Here is a 14,755-nt window from a genome sequence, read left to right on the forward strand (position 1 = left end):
CTTTTTGGTTGTTTACTTGATCTTGACTCTATTATAAAAAAGCCCGCCGAACCTCAACACTCAATTTGATGACTATAAAAGTGGATTATATTGCAGTAAGATAATGCTGAAGCAATTTAAGGGGAGGATTAGCATGTTCAGAAACAGTATTAGAACCCGGCTCATGGCGCTTGTCCTTCTGGCAACCGTCATTCCGGCAGGCATTTCGGTAACGATCTCCTATCTCTATACGAAGCAGTCAGTAACCGAACAATCGGTTAAACAGAACACGAAACTGTTGACCCTGGGAGAGGCCAATCTTAGCAACTATTTCAGCGGGATAAATCAGCGTGTCTTATCTTTGTATAGTGGAATCAATGTTCCAGGCTCATTCTATACTGCCCTACTTCAAGCTAAAAGCAATGCTGCCGGGGGCTCCGCCATACCGGATAATCGGGGCATTATCGCTACTCAGCTGTATAATATGTTCCAATCGGACGAGAATATGTTCCAAATCCACTTATTTGTCCGTGCGGGGAAGCAGTCTAATACCGTGCTCGGTGGATTATTCCGCAGGGAATTTAATGATAGATATACTCCGACAACCAATCCTAACGGCTCTAACCGCCCCTTTGTTGAGGTTACACACATGGATCATCAGTATGGTGTGAAATCAGGTTTTTTAAATCTAAAATCGGGGCAAGTTCCGGTGTTCACTGCGCATTTCCCAATATATCGCACCCCGAGTGCGGATGTACTGGCTGACCTCTCCATGGATTTCCGATTAACAGAGCTAGAAAATATAGCTAAGTCTATGTATAATTCGGAAACAGAACGTCTGTACATGATGAATGAACATGGAGAGGCCTTATTCGCCTCCGATTCGGAATGGATTGGGAAGAAGATTGAAGCAGGTTGGAGCCAACTTCCCCCTAACAAAAACAATGGCCATTTCACCTGGAACGACCGGGATTTTGAGGGGATTGTTATGTTTAGAAATATAGATTCTACGCTGTTCAAAGGTAAAATTATCAAGCTGGTCCCTTATGAGGATTTGTATAGTGACGCTAGAACGATCACGCGTATTAATGGCGGAGTCGGCATTCTATTTTTGATTATTGGAGGGATTGCGGCGGTTCTAATTTCATTCGGATTTACAAGACCGATCAAGAAGTTAATATCTTACACCCAGAAGGTGCAAATCGGTCAATTGGACGCTTACGTAGACTCCGAAAGAGAGGATGAATTCGGCCTGCTGACCCGGAAGATTACCGGAATGACCCGAACCATCAACGACCTGATTTTGAAAGAGTACCGACTGGAAATCGCCAATAAAACCAACCAGCTGAAGGCGCTTCAAGCGCAAGTAAATCCTCATTTTCTCTATAATGCACTGCAGTCTATTGCCACGCTTTCATTGCGGTATAATGCGCCGAAGGTATACGACCTTATCTACTCTTTAGGAAGCATCATGCGATATTCGATGACCACGGAACGTACGCATGTACCGCTTCAGGATGAGATCGAACATGTGGAGAATTATATGATTTTGCAAAAAGAGAGGTTCGGCGAAGAGGAGCTCCAGTTGAATATAGATGTTGAGGAAGCGGTTAGGGCTATCATTGTTCCCAAGATGATTCTCCAACCTATTGTTGAGAATATTTTCAAACATGGCTTTGAGGATGGGATCAGACAAGGCCTTGTTTCAATAAATTGCAGTTTGGATGATAACGAACGATTAGTAATTGCTGTCAAGGATAATGGGAAAGGGATTTCCACGGAGCATCTGGCAGAGCTCGAAGCGGGTCTGATGAATATTCAAGGAACGGATCATGAAGAAATCGGTCTGCGTAACGTATTGGCCAGACTTCGTCTGCAGATTAGCGAAGAGGTCCAGTTGAGAATGGACAGGAATGTGGATAACGGCGTAACGGTTACATTGATCATCCCCTTGAATGAGGAACGGGGATTGAAAAGGGGGGAAGAGAGTTGAAGGTACTGATTGTTGATGATGAAAGACATGTGCGCGAAGCCATCCGATACTTCATCCCTTGGGACGAACACGGGATCTCTGAGATTTACGAAGCCACGAACGGTCAAGAAGCCATAGAGATTATTGAAAAGCAGCGTCCCGCCGTTATTTTTACAGATATGAAGATGCCTTTGTTGGACGGGGCAGAACTGCTGGAGTGGCTGCACAAGCATTCTCCGAATACAAAAACCATTGTGATCAGCGGGTACCAGGATTTCAGTTACGTGAAACCAGCGATCGTATATGGGGGAACAGATTACCTGCTTAAACCCTTGAACAGTAAGCAATTAATCGCTGCCGCAGAGCGTGCTTTTGAAATGTGGAGAAAAGAAGAGCAAGAGCGGGAGCTCCTCAACCGTCAGAATATCCAGCTTAATGTGCTGCGTCCACTTTATTGGGATAAGGCATTAACGGATCTTGTGTCAGGAACGCGTTCTTATCAGGAACTTGCGGGTTCGCTCTCTGAAGAACTGGGTTTACTTAGGGGGACTGAAACCTGCCGGATTGCTGTTATCTCGTTGAAGTCGGCTAACTGCCGTTTGTTACAGAGGTTCCATGGTGATCTACAGTTAACGTCCTTTGTACTGGCGAATGTCTGCAATGAAGTCATTTCTCCGCGGCGCAGCGGGTACGCTTTTCGGTATTGGCTTGCGGATACTGATATCGTCGTCCTGTTCTGGAATACGGTGGAGGAGGCTGAGAACTGGGTACTTCACATGAATGAATCTATTCAACAAACCTATGGTATACAGCTGGATATCGGTTTAAGTGCAATCAATGCTTTTCCGTCTCAGCTTCCGAATGCTTTCCGTCAGGCTCGTCAGGGTCTTAGCGGGCGGAATATTCTACAAAATCATGGCAGGATTCATCTCTACCGGGAAGAGCTTGACGATGTAAATACCAAAGCTGATCTCTCTCTCCCGGCGGAACTGGAAAAGTTCAGAATATCCGTCCTGTCCGGAGAAATGGAAAGAATGTATCGAGCCGTTGATGATTGGGCCGAATATATAAGCAGCGCGACTCTTCTAACGGAGAGCAGTATCCAGCGGTGGGAAGAAGAGATTGGGATCATACTTACCCGCTGGAGTAAAGAGCAGTGGGGCGATGAACGTTTTGCCGAGGAGAGCATTCATTTCGCACCTTGTTATGATGCTGAAGGGCTTTTTTCAGTGGAAGCTTGGAGAGATCAGTTGAAGGCGCTGCTGCTGAAGCTGTCCAAGGAGGGTGGACTGACTCAGAGTACAGACAGTAAAATTATCCTCGAAATCAGGAGTTACTTAGACCAACATTATCAACAGGACATGACGCTTCAGCATATTGCCGAACGTTTTTATATCAGTAGAGAGAATGTCTCCCGTAAGTTCAAACAAGTGATAGGAGAGAATCTATCCGATTATTTAACCAACTTGAGAGTAGATAAAGCCAAGGTTCTGCTGCAAAATACGAATATGCGGCTATCCCAAATTTCGGAGCTGGTTGGCTATGAGGATGAGAAATATTTCAGCAGAGTCTTTAAAAAAGCCACGGGTCAGACACCGCGGGAATATCGCAAGCAATAAAGAGGGTATAAAGAGATATGATAAGTGGAAAGAGACACAATAAATGTAAAAAGACACAATTACATGATGATTAATAAGGGCTGCTCCATAATGGGGCAGCCCTTCCTTATAAGGTGCTAGGCCATATGAGCTGATTATATTGTACAAAGTACAGGAATAGGCGTCAGTTTGGAGCAGCACGAGCTGAAATGTTGTACAAAGTGCAGGAATAGGGAGTAGTTTGGAGCGGTACGAGCTAAAATGTTGTACAAAGTGCAGGAATCCCGTGAGTTTGGAGCGGTAAGAGACGAAATGTTGTACAAAGTGCAGGAATAGGCGTCAGTTTGGAGCGGCACAAGCCGAAATGTTTTTGCAACCATTAATTAGCTTGAAACGTCTTACACATATGTATATAAATATAAAAAAGGGGTGAGTGGCTTGTTATTACCTTCAATATTTAGGAAGCCTATGGTTATACTGATGGTTCTATTACTTGGAACAGCCGGTTGCAGCAGCAATGAAAAGGTATCCTCAATCTATCAGGCACAGGATGTTAACGCCGTACAGGTAAAAGCTTACAACGATTTTTCCCTACATATAGCGGATAAGTTGCTGGAGGAGTCTAACGGTGAGAACCTATTCATCTCTCCGCTTAGTATGGCCTTTGCTCTTTCCCTTGTCCTGAATGGGGCAGAAGGTGAGACTAGTGCAGAGCTTCAACATACCCTTGGGATAGATGGGTTAACTCTTGAAGCTCTGAATGAGGGAAATGCAGTGCTGAGCGATTTGTTGAAGCATAGCGATTCCAAAGTCGAATTAAAGATTGCAAATGGACTTTGGACGAGGAAAGAGACACCTTTAGAGGATGGCTATATCCGTACGATTAAGAAGTCATATGGGGTCAAAGTAGAGACGTTGGATTTTGAAGATGCGGGGGCTGCCCAGACGATTAACCAATGGGTGAAGGACAATACAAATGGGCGAATCGAGGAGATTGTAGATCCCAGTCTGCTAAAATCCAATGTATTAATGCTGGCAAATGCAATATATTTCAACGGCACCTGGTCGAAACCCTTCGAGAATTCGTTGACCAGGGAAGCGCCCTTTTATCTCGCCGATGGCTCCGAGAAAACGGTCCAAATGATGCGGAAGAAAGAAATATTAGCCCATAAGGAAACGGAGAGTTTCAAGGCCGTTCGATTACCTTATGGCAGCGGGAAATGGGACATGGTGGTTGTTCTTCCGAATGAAGGCTTGCCCCTTACAGATGCTGTAGCACAGCTGTTCTCACATTCGGATACATGGAGGGAAGGCTTTAAGGAGGGGGAGGCTTTAGTAGAGTTGCCCCGTTTCCAAATGAAATATAACCAGAGTCTCAAAGACACATTACAGCGGCTTGGTGTGAATAAGGCCTTCGATTCGGCAACGGCTGACTTCTCAGCTATGGCAGGTAAGAACAGCGGTCTCTACATTACCGATGTGCTTCATAAATCGTTTATTGAGGTGAATGAGCAAGGAACAGAGGCGGCAGCAGTTACTTCCATCCTTATGACCGGCAGCGCACCACCTCCAGACAAACTGTTTCAAATCAGCGTGAATCGTCCCTTTTTCTTCGCTATTGAGGATCATACCACAGGTGCGATTGTATTCATGGGAACCGTGTTTAATCCTAAATAAAATAATATTCTGAACGTTAAAAAAGGCAGGCCAAGGTGTTTATTCTTGGTCTGCCTTTTTCTAGGTTGATCTAGTGTGGGTCTATAGAAGCATCGGTTAAGATTTGATCTTGTTTCTCCGGGCAATTTCTTCACGCACCACCGGGGCAACCTCTGTTGCCAGCAGTTCAATAGCGGAAGCTACTTTGGCATAGGGAAGACCGCCGATATCCATTTGAGCCATGAAGCGGGTATGACCGAACAACTCGTACTGGTATAGTATTTTCTCGATAATCTGATCCGGGGTGCCTACGGCCAGTGCATTGTCAGGAGCCACAAACTGCTCAAAATCACTGCGTGACAATTGATATGGGCTTCCTGACTGAATCATGATAGCGTTAAAATAGTTTAAATAGTAAGGATAAAGATCATCCAGCGCCTGAGCGGATGTTCTGGCGATGTACCCATGGCTGGTAATGGCAATCTTCAAATCACTTGAGTGATGTCCGTTCACCGCACCGGCGCGCCGGTAGCTGTCAGCCAAAGGCTGAAAACGTTCAGGGCTTCCCCCAAGAATGGCCATGGCCATTCCAATTCCAAGTGAGCCTGCTTTTTCTGCGGTTTCTGAAGTACCTCCGACACCTGCCCAGAGTGGTATACGGGATTGCAGAGGACGAGGAGCGATTTCCGCATCTATGAGAGGCGAGCGATACTGGCCTTTCCAGTTCATAATTTCATGCTCATTTAACTGCTGCAGCAAGTGAAGATTCTCAGCAAATAGGCGGTGATGGTCATCCAGTTCATATCCAAACAAAGGGAAGGATTCTGTAAAAGCACCCCGTCCGGCGATGATCTCCGCACGTCCGTCTGAGAGTAAATCGAGCGTGGCAAAATCCTCAAATACCCGGACAGGATCAATGGTGCTGAGTACTGTTGTGGCACTGGTTAGTTTAATATTAGAGGTTACCTGTGAGATTGCTGCAAGTACGACTGGAACGGAGGATACAACAAAATCAAGCCGGTGGTGTTCCCCGACACCAAATACATCCAGACCAAGTTCATCCGCTAGCTTAGCTGCGGCGACAACCTCATCGAGGCGTTGTTTAGGAGAGATAGTTACTCCCGTTAATGGATCGGAGACGATGTCTCCCAGTGTATAAATGCCAAATTCAAAGACTTGTTCGGGACGTCTTTTTGTATCGGTGCTCATCAGTGCATACCCCTTGTTATTAATATTATTAGCTAAAATATTGGTTTGAAGCTTGTCCTGTATATGTATCAAGTAGTAGTATTATATCACACAACATCGATCACTTACAATTTGTAAGTTTGTGAGATTTCATGGAATATACATTTAGGAATATACACATTAAATAGAGAGATAAGAGGAGGATTAGGGAATGGAGCAGCAAGCCATATGGGCTATTGCTATATTTTTACTTATTTACGGTTTAATTATTTCAGAAAAAATTCATCGTACCATCCTGGCTATGGCCGGTGCAGTACTGATGATTGTTTTTGGAATCGTTGATCAGGAAACCGCCCTTCATCACATTGATTTCAATACGCTGGGTTTACTTGTAGGCATGATGTTAATTGTCGGGGTGACCTCAGAAACCGGGCTATTCAAATATGTGGCGCTGAAAGCAGCTAAAGTTGCAAAGGGCCAACCCAAAAAAATATTAATAGCTTTATTTGTTATTACGGCGGTTTCCTCGGCATTTTTGGATAATGTTACTACTGTGCTGTTGATGGTACCAGTTACCTTCAGTATTACAAAGCAGCTGCGAATTAATCCAATTCCTTTTTTGATTTCACAAATTATTGCTTCAAACGTAGGGGGCACTGCAACACTTATTGGTGACCCGCCTAACATTATGATCGGCAGTGCGGTAAAGGAACTGACATTCATGGCTTTTATCAGTAACCTTGCACCAGTAGTCATCATTATTTTACTAGCTTACATACCGTTGCTATTTATCATGTTCGGGAAGCAAATTAAGTCTACTCCTGAATTGGAGCAGAGAATTATGGAGATGGACGAGCATTCGTTGATTTCTGATCATAAGCTGCTGCGGAAATGCTTGATCGTTCTGGGAGTTACAATCTTAGGATTCTTCCTCCATCAATCCTTACATTTAGAATCCGCAACCGTTGCCTTATCAGGTGCATTTTTGCTGCTTTTGCTCACAGGTGAGTCTATGTTGGAAAAAGCATTTCATAGTGTAGAATGGATCACCATATTTTTCTTCATCGGTTTATTCGTTTTGGTATCTGGTCTTGTGGAGACCGGCGTCATTGCGGAGCTTGCGGCTAAAGCTATTGATCTTACCGGGGGCGACCTCCTGCTAAGCTCCATGCTGATTTTGTGGTTAAGTGCTATAGCCTCAGCTTTTCTGGATAATATCCCTTTTGTAGCAACAATGATCCCCCTGATTCAGGAGATGGGAACCATGGGAGTTTCGAATCTGGAGCCGTTATGGTGGAGCTTGGCACTGGGAGCCTGTTTGGGTGGGAATGGTACTCTTATCGGAGCAAGCGCCAATCTGATTGTTGCGGGTCTGGCGGGCAAAGAGGGTTATCCAATTACGTTTATGAAGTATTTAAAGTACGGATTTCCGTTAATGATTTTGTCTATCGTCATATCAAGTGTATACATCTATTTTAGATATCTGATGTAGATCGGCATAGATCAACGGCTCACCCAATCAAGGTTGGGTCTTTTTTTGTATGTGAAATATTTTCCAGAAACTGGCTAAGAAAGATTTCAATATTAGTGATTGGCAGTTGAAATAAAGGTGGAAGTGAACGCTAATATTTTCAATTGACATCCGCCCAATTATACAAGATATTAATAATTGAGATTTTAAGTAAATTGGACCTCTATTATTAATCATGACTCCACAAACGGGCGGGTGGAAACTAATGCTAAGATATCACATGGAAGGTCACTCTCGTTTTAAAGACGTGTATAGATCTGCATTTGTTGGAGAAGCGTTTCTTTCCACTGACAAGAAGTGGACGAGTATCAACCCTGCTGTTACTGCCTTGCTCGGCTACTCTGAAGAAGAACTGCAGGGACGGGACTTCGGTCAGTTCGTATACGGGGATGATCTGGAAACTTACACGCAAATGATCACAACACTTAAGGATGAAGGAATCCCTTTCTTTGATCACGAAATTAGATTGATTCATCAAGACGGAACGCCGGTTTCAGTATTGTTACGCTTAACCCGTATAAGTAACAATTCTACGGGGGCTCCTCTTTTCTATATTGTAATCCTGACGGATATGCTCAAACCCATGCCTGAGAAGACTGGACAAGTAGAACCTGATGATCTGTATCGTTTGATAACGACTAACCTTAGAGATATTGTGTTTCTTCTAGGACCTGATGGGAATAGCCGTTATTGCTCCCCATCTGTCTACGAGATGCTGGGCTATAATCCGGAGGATATACTCGGAATCAACAACAGAGACTTAATTCATCCTGATGACCATTCGGTATTTGACCTCCCTAAGTCAGCAGTTAATGACAAAATACAGGTACGGGTTCGCAAAGCAGACGGTAATTACACTTGGATAGAATTTATGCTCCGAATCGTGGAGGATGCAGTAGGAAGGAATATCCTGGCGGTTGGAAGAGATATTACAGAACGTAAAATCGTGGAGCAAAAGCTGCAGGAGTCTGTCGAGCGGTATACCTCGCTGAAAAAGTACAATCATGATGCAGTTATTTCCTTGGATTTACAAGGTAATATCATTAATGGGAACGACAAAGCACGTCAACTGACAGGGTACAACAATGAGCTGGTGGGCATGAGTGTGGCCAGAATTGTAGGGAACGACCGCCTGAAAGATATTCTCAGTTATTCAACAGAAGAGGAAAGGTGCCCTGAGCGTAATATCAGCGCAATCAGGCATAGAGACGGACATGAGGTTGAAGTGCTTACAACCGTTGCTCCTATCCTTATTAACAAAATAAAGGTCGGTTTTTATATCATCGTCAAGGATATTACCGAGCATAAGAAGCTTTTGATCGCTAAGAAAACCGCAGAAAATACGAACCGTGCGAAGAGTGACTTTTTGGCTATGATGAGTCATGAAATCCGCACACCTATGAACGGTGTGATCGGGATGACCGATTTACTGCTGGAGATGACAGAGCAAACTTCTCCGAAATGGGAGTATTTGGATATTATTCGCAAAAGCGGAGACACCTTGTTATCGATTATCAATGATATTCTTGATTTCAGTAAAATCGAGGCTGGGCGAACGGAATTGAACGAGGCGCGTTTTCATGTGCGAAACTGTATTTTCTCAGCAGTGGATGTTTTGTCTCGTAAAGCCGAAGTCAAGGGGTTATTTATCGATGTGTCCATCAGTCCGGAAGTACCTGATTTTTTAATTGGGGATGGAGAGCGGCTCAAGCAAATCTTGCTCAATCTCCTTGGGAATGCCGTTAAATTCACCTATAAGGGCGGCGTAACTTTAACTGCGAGGGTATCAGGTAATTTAAGGGGGAAAACAAACCTTCATGTTTCAGTATCCGATACTGGAATAGGCATTCCGGAAGAACAAAGGAATCGACTTTTTGAGCCGTTTTACCAATTAGATCATTTCATGAACCGCCAGCACGAGGGAACAGGCTTGGGTCTAGCGATTACCAAGAAACTTGTTGAACTCATGGGGGGGCAAATTAACGTGGAGAACGGGCAAAACCTAGGGGCTACCTTTGTGTTCACAGTTGCTCTCCGTGAAGTAGAGCAGACTGGTCACAGCTCAGTGGAGCAGGTTACATCCATGACAGGTGCAGAGGAGAATAAACGCCATCTGAAGATTCTGGTTGCCGAGGATAATGATATCAATCAAATTGTCCTGCAGAAGATGCTGGAGAAACGCGGACATTCCGTACACATCGTTGACGATGGAACAGAAGTAGTGCAGGCATTAGCCTATGATACCTATGATCTCATCTTTATGGATGTTCAGATGCCTCGGATGAATGGTCTCGAAGCTACCAGAGTAATTAAGACAAGTCTGCCACCCGAGCAGCAGCCGATTATAGTAGCGGTTACAGCCAATGCCTTAAAGGGAGACCGGGAGCACTGTCTGGAAGCAGGTATGGATGACTATATCAGCAAGCCGGTGAAAAATGATGCGATCAGCGCAGTCATTAATAAATTTTTTTTAAATTAGAGGGATCCCAATAAGCCATCTATGATGGTTGCGGGATTCCTCTTTTTTGTTGGTGGCGGGAGTGTTCAAAGAGTGAAGCATTAAAATTTAGAAAGTGGTGTACCCTACAATCAATAAATAAAAGGGCGAGGTTACTCCATGACTAAAGGTGCAAAAAGTAAGAAAGAGGATCAAAAGCTAAAGTGGTGGCAGCTCTCCTTACTTGGTGTGGCGGGTACGATTGGTACAGGTTATTTTCTCGGATCCAGTTTAGCCATTGAGATTGGAGGCCCTGCAGTAATTATTTCCTACCTATTGGCGGCTGCGGGAACCTATGTAGTGTTTGATGCTTTATCACGCATGACAGCCGAGCATCCAGAACAGGGATCTTTCCGTACCTATGCCAAAAAAGCATTCGGAAACTGGGCAGGTTTCGGAAGCGGGTGGTTATACTGGTTCTCGGAGCTGCTGATTATGGGAAGCCAATTGACGGCGCTCTCTATTTTTTCACGGTTCTGGTTCCCTAACACACCCATGTGGATATTTGCGACAGGCTTCGGACTTCTTGGTCTGCTGATTGTCTTTTTCGGAAATAAAGGTTTTGACCGGGTTGAGGATGTGCTGGCACTTATTAAAGTAGCGGCAATAATCATGTTTCTGGTGATAGCAGTTGCTCTACTGGCTGGCTGGATTGGAGGAGGCGTGTATACACCTAAGCTTCCAATCACCTCCAAAGACATCTTTCCAACAGGGAGCCTTGGGTTATGGTCGTCCCTAATCTTTGCCTATTATGCTTACGGCGGCATTGAAGTGCTGGGAATTATGTCATACCGGCTGAAAAAACCGGAAGAAGCGCCCAAAGCGGGGAAAGTGATGCTGATTCTACTGGCGACTGTCTATGCACTCTCCATCGGCTTGGCAGTGACCATGGTTCCTCTGCATGTTTTTAATCCTAAGGAAAGTCCATTTGTCCTGGCGCTCAGCAGCGATCATCTGAAGTTTATACCTCATATATTTAACGGAGTGCTGATTATTGCCGGATTTTCAACCATGACAGCTTCACTGTACGCTGTGACGTCCATGCTGCTCACTCTGGCGAAGGAGGGGGACGCCCCCAAACTTTTCTCTCATAAGTGGAAGGATAAATATCCGTTTTTTGCCCTTTGCCTAATCTCTGGCGGACTAATAGCAGCCATCGTTATGTCCTTGTTGATGCCGGGAAAAGTGTATGAATATATTACAACTGCGGCAGGCTTGATGCTGCTCTATAACTGGTCCTTTATTTTGCTTTCTTCAGGAAAGTTGCTGAAGCCCAGCGTATGGAGCGGATTTAAACGATGGACCGGGCTGCTTTTGATTAGCGCCGCCGTAACAGGTACTCTATTTCATAAGCTCAGCCGTCCGGGTTTTTTTATCAGTCTCCTGCTTGTCTCATTGATCGGGGTTTGTGACCTCATCGTTCAGCATATTAAAAAAACGCATGCAGATGATGACTCCCCTAAAGAAGACGAGAAAGACTCCGCTGAAGAGTACCGTCATTTAGCAGGCGGTCCCGGCTTTCGGATAAAAGGAATTCGGATGCGTAAAAGCAAGCTTTAGGAGAAAAACAGCATGCGGCAAGCCTCCACTCCAAAATAGATGCCAAACCCGACCAAAGACAGGCCGGAGAGCATAGAAATGCCTTTCAGCACTCTAAGGGTCAGCAGCTTACGGAAGATACTTGAGGCTGCAGCCATGGTAATATCCCAGATCAGGATACCCAATACGATAGCTCCGCTATAAATCAACAGTTGGCGCATAGGATATTCGTTCGCGGCCTCCGCCAGGATGGAACCGTATATCCCTAACCAGAATAGAATAGAAAGCGGGTTTGATAAGGACATTAGGAACCCGGAAAAAAGGGATTTACCTAAAGAGCCTGTACTTCCCCGTACATTAGCCGGTGTGATTTTGCCGGCATCTCTCATACTCTCAATACCTGTATACACGAGCACAAAAAAGCCAAATATCCATAAAAATGCTTTAACATACGGGGTCTCAAGCAAATGGATTACACCCAAATAGACAAGTATCATGTAAATGACATCTGCACTTATGGCTCCTAGCCCCACAAACCAGGCATGCCAAAAACCCCCGCGGATTCCCTTATCGAGCTGTGCGGCATTGATGGGTCCGATCGGTGCAGAAAGCGATAGACCCAGGATGATATATCCGAATATTGTGTTCAATCGTCCTCCTCCTCTTTGTCCAATAGAGTTATGTAATATCCTATTCGGACAAACTTGCTTGTACGACAAACCTCTAAAAATCAATGAGCATTAAAGCGGTAAAGCGTTCCATCACTGTCTTGCAGGACAATCTTTTTTCCATTAAGATATCAGGAACCAGCACCAAGAAGGTGCTAATATATTCCTAAGGACAATGACGAAGAGAGTAAGTATTCGAACGGATCTGAACAGGGAAGGTGTGCCAGCGACTGAGAGCACCCTCAAGAGACGATGAATGCCGAAGTTCACTTCCGAGTCGACCCCTGAAGTGCTTTGCAGTTTACTAAGAGCATGAGTAGGGAGGTTCGCGCCCCGCGTTAACGGGTGAAAGACAGAGTAAATCTCCGTTGACGGGAACCTAAAGGTTTCTTGTCTACTAATTAGGGATTTATTCTAAATAAGGGTGGTACCACGGCTCCTCGTCCCTTGCGACGGGGGCCTTTTTGCGTTCCTAAATAAACAATGAAGAAGAGGGAGTGGAAGGTAATGAGCAATGTAGAATTGGATGGGCTTAGAAATCGTCTAGATGAAATTAATGGGCAACTGCTGGAGCTGATATCGGAGCGTGCAGAGATCGTTCAGGAAATCGGAGTACTAAAGGAGAAGCAGGGCGTTCCTAAGTTCGATCCGGAGCGGGAAAAGCAAATGCTGGACCAACTGGTTTTGGTCAATAAAGGACCTTTCACGAACGCTACGATCCGCAGCCTGTTCAAACAAATATTTCAAGCCTCTCTGGAATTACAGAGTGATGAGCATAAGAAGACTCTCCTTGTAAGCCGCAAGGGTCATAAAGAGGATACTGTTGTTGTTCTGCCGGGAGATGTAACCGTTGGAGGTCTATCTTCACTTATGGTGGCGGGGCCTTGCTCTATAGAGAGCGAATTGCAAACCCGGACTGTCGCTGCTGCCCTGCAAAAGGCTGGCGTAAAAGTGATGCGTGGTGGCGCCTTCAAGCCGCGGACTTCACCATACGATTTCCAAGGTCTCGGAATGGACGGCCTGAGAATCCTGCGGGAAGCTGCGAACGATCACGGTTTGCTAACCATCAGTGAAATCGTAGACCCAAGACATATTGATGCCGCTTTGGATTACGTTGATATTATCCAGATCGGTGCCCGGAACATGCATAACTTCGAGCTGTTGAAGGCCGTCGGGGAAGTGAATAAGCCAGTGCTTCTGAAGCGCGGATTGTCAGCTACCCTTGAGGAATTCCTGCATGCTGCTGAGTACATTATGTCTCGTGGGAATACAGAGGTTATGTTGATAGAACGCGGTATTCGAACTTATGAAAAATGGACTCGCAATACCCTGGATATTTCTGCTGTTCCTATTCTGAAGCAGGAGAGCCATCTTCCTGTCTTGGTAGATGTGACCCATTCCACAGGCCGCAAAGATATTATGCTTCCTTGTGCAAAAGCAGCACTGGCTGCAGGAGCTGACGGAATCATGATCGAGGTGCATCCTGACCCGGCAACGGCTCTGTCTGATGCTGCACAACAGCTGAATATTGAGGAGTTCGATACCTTCTTCACGGATTTGAAATCCTCCGGTGTATACAGATTTTAATGTTTGCTAATTATGAAGGGGCTGTCCCATAAGTAGATTTTCTACGAGCAAAGATAGACCCTCTTGATTTTCAAAACCGAAAAAGGTCAACAAAGCAGCGATTCTCCTGTTAATGGAGGATCGCTGCTCTCTCGTTTTTGGTCATTTGCAACTTGCTTCAGTAGATTGTTGGGCAAGGGAAAGCCACCCGACCTCAAGCGTCACTTTTTCCATGCCGCGAACCAGAAACCGCCGGAAGCCCCGGTTGTTCTTCAGTTGTCCAAACACACTTTCCGGTTTTGTCATTTGACGTACGGCCAAAGCGTAGCCTTCCTAGCTTTGCAAGATGGCCCGAGCCTGTTTCTGGTACCGCAGTCGTTCCAGACTTTTCTGCTCAAAGCAGCGGAGAGGACGGACTGATTGCGGAAAAGCGGTAGCAGTCGCCCGAAAGTTTTCCGAAAGAAAACTAGCTTCGAAAGCAGCGTGCCCAGCTAAGCACGCAACCTCTAGCCGGTGAAAGTCCGGTCGCGGGAGGGGCCAAGCCCCCGCGTAGCTAGGATG

Annotated in this window: 9 protein-coding genes and 1 pseudogene; 7 read left to right on the top strand and 3 right to left on the bottom strand. The window is 45.3% G+C overall.

Annotated elements, in window-relative coordinates; translation table 11 throughout:
• The first annotated feature begins 133 nt into the window (after positions 1-133).
• From J2T20_RS23490 to J2T20_RS23500, 3 genes are all read left to right on the top strand, one after another.
• Positions 134-1,972, top strand: a complete 1,839-nt coding sequence (locus J2T20_RS23490; RefSeq protein ID WP_307592103.1) for a sensor histidine kinase — start codon at positions 134-136, stop codon at positions 1,970-1,972.
• Complete coding sequence (locus J2T20_RS23495) at positions 1,969-3,570, top strand: response regulator (protein WP_307592105.1); 1,602 nt, start codon at positions 1,969-1,971, stop codon at positions 3,568-3,570. The genes J2T20_RS23490 and J2T20_RS23495 overlap by 4 nt, the downstream gene beginning before the upstream one ends.
• Positions 3,571-4,017: 447 nt before the next feature.
• Positions 4,018-5,226, top strand: coding sequence for a serpin family protein (locus J2T20_RS23500; RefSeq protein WP_307592108.1), 1,209 nt, complete (start codon positions 4,018-4,020; stop codon positions 5,224-5,226).
• A 96-nt stretch (positions 5,227-5,322) separates the two neighbouring features.
• Here J2T20_RS23500 and J2T20_RS23505 read toward each other — a convergent pair whose 3' ends face one another.
• A complete protein-coding gene (locus tag J2T20_RS23505) occupies positions 5,323-6,414 on the bottom strand; it encodes an LLM class flavin-dependent oxidoreductase (protein WP_307592109.1) in 1,092 nt (363 codons plus the stop codon).
• Positions 6,415-6,604: 190 nt separating this feature from the next.
• Between J2T20_RS23505 and J2T20_RS23510 the strand changes: the two genes are divergently transcribed.
• The 3 genes from J2T20_RS23510 to J2T20_RS23520 all read left to right on the top strand — a co-directional run bounded on the left by J2T20_RS23510 (position 6,605) and on the right by J2T20_RS23520 (position 11,981).
• A complete protein-coding gene (locus J2T20_RS23510) occupies positions 6,605-7,885 on the top strand; it encodes an ArsB/NhaD family transporter (RefSeq protein ID WP_307592110.1) in 1,281 nt (426 codons plus the stop codon).
• 244 nt (positions 7,886-8,129) lie between these two features.
• Positions 8,130-10,403 carry a PAS domain-containing hybrid sensor histidine kinase/response regulator gene (locus J2T20_RS23515; RefSeq protein ID WP_307592111.1) on the top strand — a complete coding sequence of 758 codons (2,274 nt, stop codon included), beginning with the start codon at positions 8,130-8,132 and terminating at the stop codon, positions 10,401-10,403.
• 138 nt (positions 10,404-10,541) lie between these two features.
• Positions 10,542-11,981: an amino acid permease gene (locus J2T20_RS23520; protein ID WP_307592112.1), complete on the top strand. Its 1,440-nt coding sequence runs from the start codon at positions 10,542-10,544 to the stop codon at positions 11,979-11,981.
• Here the strand turns inward: J2T20_RS23520 and J2T20_RS23525 are convergent.
• On the bottom strand, positions 11,978-12,610 hold the full coding sequence (locus J2T20_RS23525) for a LysE family translocator (protein WP_307592113.1): 633 nt from the start codon (positions 12,608-12,610) through the stop codon (positions 11,978-11,980). The two genes, J2T20_RS23520 and J2T20_RS23525, sit on opposite strands and share 4 nt — an antisense overlap.
• Positions 12,611-13,135: 525 nt before the next feature.
• On the opposite strand from J2T20_RS23525, the gene J2T20_RS23530 reads away from it, so the two are divergent.
• Complete coding sequence (locus tag J2T20_RS23530; protein WP_307592115.1) at positions 13,136-14,215, top strand: bifunctional 3-deoxy-7-phosphoheptulonate synthase/chorismate mutase; 1,080 nt, start codon at positions 13,136-13,138, stop codon at positions 14,213-14,215.
• 86 nt (positions 14,216-14,301) lie between these two features.
• On the opposite strand, the pseudogene J2T20_RS25940 reads toward J2T20_RS23530, so the two are convergent.
• Positions 14,302-14,581: pseudogene (locus J2T20_RS25940) on the bottom strand (transposase); the annotation flags it as partial.
• Between the last annotated feature and the right edge of the window lie 174 nt (positions 14,582-14,755).

Origin of the sequence: Paenibacillus wynnii (assembly GCF_030812855.1) — a bacterium.
GTDB classification, from domain to species: Bacteria; Bacillota; Bacilli; order Paenibacillales; family Paenibacillaceae; genus Paenibacillus_AQ; species Paenibacillus_AQ wynnii_A.

Excerpts from the sequence above, each read along its gene's own strand:
- J2T20_RS23490 (WP_307592103.1), top strand. The coding sequence starts at position 134 with ATGTTCAGAAACAGTATTAGAACCCGGCTCATGGCGCTTGTCCTTCTG.
- J2T20_RS23500 (WP_307592108.1), top strand. The coding sequence starts at position 4,018 with ATGGTTATACTGATGGTTCTATTACTTGGAACAGCCGGTTGCAGCAGC.
- J2T20_RS23505 (WP_307592109.1), bottom strand. The coding sequence starts at position 6,414 with ATGAGCACCGATACAAAAAGACGTCCCGAACAAGTCTTTGAATTTGGC.
- J2T20_RS23510 (WP_307592110.1), top strand. The coding sequence starts at position 6,605 with ATGGAGCAGCAAGCCATATGGGCTATTGCTATATTTTTACTTATTTAC.
- J2T20_RS23515 (WP_307592111.1), top strand. The coding sequence starts at position 8,130 with ATGCTAAGATATCACATGGAAGGTCACTCTCGTTTTAAAGACGTGTAT.
- J2T20_RS23520 (WP_307592112.1), top strand. The coding sequence starts at position 10,542 with ATGACTAAAGGTGCAAAAAGTAAGAAAGAGGATCAAAAGCTAAAGTGG.
- J2T20_RS23530 (WP_307592115.1), top strand. The coding sequence starts at position 13,136 with ATGAGCAATGTAGAATTGGATGGGCTTAGAAATCGTCTAGATGAAATT.